The organism is Roseateles saccharophilus (assembly GCF_004342485.1).
GTDB classification, from domain to species: domain Bacteria; phylum Pseudomonadota; class Gammaproteobacteria; order Burkholderiales; family Burkholderiaceae_C; genus Pelomonas; species Pelomonas saccharophila.
In genome coordinates this window covers 1-4,478 of record NZ_SMBU01000080.1, presented here as the reverse complement: position 1 = coordinate 4,478, position 4,478 = coordinate 1, and the positions used below count along the sequence as shown (strand labels likewise).

Sequence of the window (4,478 nt, the reverse complement as noted above, 5' to 3'; positions counted from 1 at the left end):
AAAAAACCTGTGCTACAGTAGCGGGCTTCGCTGATCACAACGCGGTGCTTGTCGGGAACGGCAGCTGGCGGCGGTGAGATTGGCGAAGCGGGCCGAAAGGCTCGAGGCGAGCTGGAGGGGTTCGTCGGGTGCTGGAAAAGTTCTTCAAAAGAAATTTTCAAAAAGTACTTGACGACATTGCGAAAGCAGATCAAAATCTCGCCTCTTTGCTGCTGACAACAAAACGCGAAAGCGAACAGTTGAAGGCGGCGGAGAAAGCAAGTTGTTGAGTATTGCGAAAATAAATTTTCAAAAATACTTGACGACAAGCGAAAAAGCGGATTAGAATCTCGCTTCTGTGCTGATAACGAAAAACGTAATCAGCGCGACGCAAAAAGAAGAGTTAAAACTCTGAAGTTTGCGATGTTCTTTAAGAATTCACAGCCGATAAGCGTGGGCGTTTGAAGTGAAGTGATGCTGCAAGGCGACTTGCAGCGGTCCTTCGGACTTTAAACGCTCACGGAAAGAGAATGAAGCTATGCAAATAGTCTTTGTTCGATTCCGTTGAGTAAATTCAAGATCGAACTGTAGAGTTTGATCCTGGCTCAGATTGAACGCTGGCGGCATGCCTTACACATGCAAGTCGAACGGTAACAGGTTAAGCTGACGAGTGGCGAACGGGTGAGTAATATATCGGAACGTGCCCAGTCGTGGGGGATAACTGCTCGAAAGAGCAGCTAATACCGCATACGACCTGAGGGTGAAAGCGGGGGATCGCAAGACCTCGCGCGATTGGAGCGGCCGATATCAGATTAGGTAGTTGGTGGGGTAAAGGCCCACCAAGCCAACGATCTGTAGCTGGTCTGAGAGGACGACCAGCCACACTGGGACTGAGACACGGCCCAGACTCCTACGGGAGGCAGCAGTGGGGAATTTTGGACAATGGGCGCAAGCCTGATCCAGCCATGCCGCGTGCGGGAAGAAGGCCTTCGGGTTGTAAACCGCTTTTGTCAGGGAAGAAAAGGTTCTGGTTAATACCTGGGACTCATGACGGTACCTGAAGAATAAGCACCGGCTAACTACGTGCCAGCAGCCGCGGTAATACGTAGGGTGCAAGCGTTAATCGGAATTACTGGGCGTAAAGCGTGCGCAGGCGGTTATGCAAGACAGAGGTGAAATCCCCGGGCTCAACCTGGGAACTGCCTTTGTGACTGCATAGCTAGAGTACGGTAGAGGGGGATGGAATTCCGCGTGTAGCAGTGAAATGCGTAGATATGCGGAGGAACACCGATGGCGAAGGCAATCCCCTGGACCTGTACTGACGCTCATGCACGAAAGCGTGGGGAGCAAACAGGATTAGATACCCTGGTAGTCCACGCCCTAAACGATGTCAACTGGTTGTTGGGAGGGTTTCTTCTCAGTAACGTAGCTAACGCGTGAAGTTGACCGCCTGGGGAGTACGGCCGCAAGGTTGAAACTCAAAGGAATTGACGGGGACCCGCACAAGCGGTGGATGATGTGGTTTAATTCGATGCAACGCGAAAAACCTTACCTACCCTTGACATGCCAGGAATCCTGAAGAGATTTGGGAGTGCTCGAAAGAGAACCTGGACACAGGTGCTGCATGGCCGTCGTCAGCTCGTGTCGTGAGATGTTGGGTTAAGTCCCGCAACGAGCGCAACCCTTGTCATTAGTTGCTACGAAAGGGCACTCTAATGAGACTGCCGGTGACAAACCGGAGGAAGGTGGGGATGACGTCAGGTCATCATGGCCCTTATGGGTAGGGCTACACACGTCATACAATGGCCGGGACAGAGGGCTGCCAACCCGCGAGGGGGAGCTAATCCCAGAAACCCGGTCGTAGTCCGGATCGTAGTCTGCAACTCGACTGCGTGAAGTCGGAATCGCTAGTAATCGCGGATCAGCTTGCCGCGGTGAATACGTTCCCGGGTCTTGTACACACCGCCCGTCACACCATGGGAGCGGGTTCTGCCAGAAGTAGTTAGCCTAACCGCAAGGAGGGCGATTACCACGGCAGGGTTCGTGACTGGGGTGAAGTCGTAACAAGGTAGCCGTATCGGAAGGTGCGGCTGGATCACCTCCTTTCTAGATAGATCGCGCCTCGTATGTTCTTTGGGACATGCAGAGCAAGATCACACTAAAGAGCGAAAGCTCAAGCACTTTGCTTTAAGCGCCCACACTTATCGGCTGTCATACAACAGTGAGTGAATTGCGTGAGCCTGGGGAGCTGGCCTCGACAGGCTGGCATGCACAGAGCTAACGCAAAAGTTCGCGTGGGTCTGTAGCTCAGTCGGTTAGAGCACCGTCTTGATAAGGCGGGGGTCGCTGGTTCGAATCCAGCCAGACCCACCACGGCTTCAAAGCGATTTGAAGACATCCCGGGGGATTAGCTCAGCTGGGAGAGCACCTGCTTTGCAAGCAGGGGGTCGTCGGTTCGATCCCGTCATCCTCCACCAGTTTCACTCATTGAGTTGGTAAACCTTAGCGAATAGCGATGTTCGTTGAGGTTTACCAGCTTCAGGTCGAAAGATCGGCTGTTGTTCTTTAACAATTTGTAGAGTCGAATCAGCGTTGCTGACGGAAAGTATCTCCTGATACACCGTGCCGTCAGCAATGATTTTGATTGCGTCAAACATAGACTTCAACTAAGCAAGAAATTGATTAGATATGAAGAACGGCGTAACGCGTGAATACTCAAAAACAGTTTGGATCTACGGATCTGAATTGAGTCCTTGACGACAGTGCAGTCAGCGCTGTCAAAGTTATAGGGTCAAGTGACTAAGTGCATGTGGTGGATGCCTTGGCGATTACAGGCGACGAAGGACGTGATAGCCTGCGATAAGCTTCGGGGAGCTGGCAAATTAGCTTTGATCCGGAGATTTCCGAATGGGGAAACCCACTCCGCAAGGAGTAACTCTGACTGAATACATAGGTCATTGTGGCGAACCGGGTGAACTGAAACATCTCAGTAGCTCGAGGAAAAGACATCAACCGAGATTCCGAAAGTAGTGGCGAGCGAAATCGGAGTAGCCCTCGCGTTTTAGCAGTTTGTATATCAGAACGGAATGGAAAGTCCGGCCACAGCGGGTGATAGCCCCGTATGAGAAATGCAGATTGTGGAACTAGGCGCGAATAGAGTAGGGCGGGACACGTGAAATCCTGTCTGAATATGGGGGGACCATCCTCCAAGGCTAAATACTCGTAATCGACCGATAGTGAACAAGTACCGTGAGGGAAAGGCGAAAAGAACCCCGGGAGGGGAGTGAAATAGATCCTGAAACCGCATGCATACAAAAAGTCGGAGCCCGCAAGGGTGACGGCGTACCTTTTGTATAATGGGTCAGCGACTTACATTCAGTGGCGAGGTTAACCGAATAGGGAAGCCGTAGAGAAATCGAGTCCGAATAGGGCGAATAGTCGCTGGGTGTAGACCCGAAACCAAGTGATCTATCCATGGCCAGGATGAAGGTACCGTAACAGGTGCTGGAGGTCCGAACCGACTAGTGTTGCAAAACTAGCGGATGAGCTGTGGATAGGGGTGAAAGGCTAAACAAACTTGGAAATAGCTGGTTCTCTCCGAAAACTATTTAGGTAGTGCCTCAAGTATTACCTGCGGGGGTAGAGCACTGTTTAGGCTAGGGGGTCATGGCGACTTACCAAACCTATGCAAACTCCGAATACCGCAGAGTACAGCTTGGGAGACAGAGCACCGGGTGCTAACGTCCGGACTCAAGAGGGAAACAACCCAGACCGCCAGCTAAGGTCCCTAAAATTGGCTAAGTGGGAAACGAAGTGGGAAGGCTAAAACAGTCAGGATGTTGGCTTAGAAGCAGCCATCATTTAAAGAAAGCGTAATAGCTCACTGATCGAGTCGTCCTGCGCGGAAGATGTAACGGGGCTAAGCCAGTTACCGAAGCTGCGGATGCATAGCAATATGCGTGGTAGGAGAGCGTTCTGTAAGCCTGTGAAGGTGGGTTGTGAAGCCTGCTGGAGGTATCAGAAGTGCGAATGCTGACATGAGTAGCGTTAAAGGGGGTGAAAAGCCCCCTCGCCGAAAGCGCAAGGTTTCCTACGCAACGTTCATCGGCGTAGGGTGAGTCGGCCCCTAAGGCGAGGCAGAGATGCGTAGCTGATGGGAAACAGGTCAATATTCCTGTACCGATCAATAGTGCGATGTGGGGACGGAGAAGGTTAGCTCAGCCAACTGTTGGATATGTTGGTTCAAGCGTGTAGTCGTGCTCTTTAGGCAAATCCGGAGAGCTTAGATGAGGCGTGATAACGAGTCTGCTTGCAGACGAAGTGAGTGATACCCTGCTTCCAAGAAAAGCCACTAAGCTTCAGCTATTGACGACCGTACCGCAAACCGACACTGGTGCGCGAGATGAGTATTCTAAGGCGCTTGAGAGAACTCTGGAGAAGGAACTCGGCAAATTGACACCGTAACTTCGGAAGAAGGTGTGCCTTTAGTAGGTGAACCT

The 4,478-nt window shown here is 51.7% G+C and carries 1 protein-coding gene, 2 tRNA genes and 2 rRNA genes; all 5 read left to right on the top strand.

Annotated elements, in window-relative coordinates; translation table 11 throughout:
• The first annotated feature begins 128 nt into the window (after window positions 1–128).
• Complete coding sequence (locus EV671_RS26940; protein WP_165917748.1) at window positions 129–269, top strand: hypothetical protein; 141 nt, start codon at window positions 129–131, stop codon at window positions 267–269.
• Window positions 270–561: 292 nt separating this feature from the next.
• A 16S ribosomal RNA gene (locus EV671_RS26325) occupies window positions 562–2,085 on the top strand.
• A gap of 190 nt (window positions 2,086–2,275) precedes the next feature.
• A tRNA-Ile gene (locus tag EV671_RS26320) sits at window positions 2,276–2,352 on the top strand.
• A gap of 28 nt (window positions 2,353–2,380) precedes the next feature.
• Window positions 2,381–2,456 (top strand) — tRNA-Ala (locus tag EV671_RS26315).
• 312 nt (window positions 2,457–2,768) lie between these two features.
• A 23S ribosomal RNA gene (locus tag EV671_RS27125) occupies window positions 2,769–4,478 on the top strand; the annotation flags it as partial.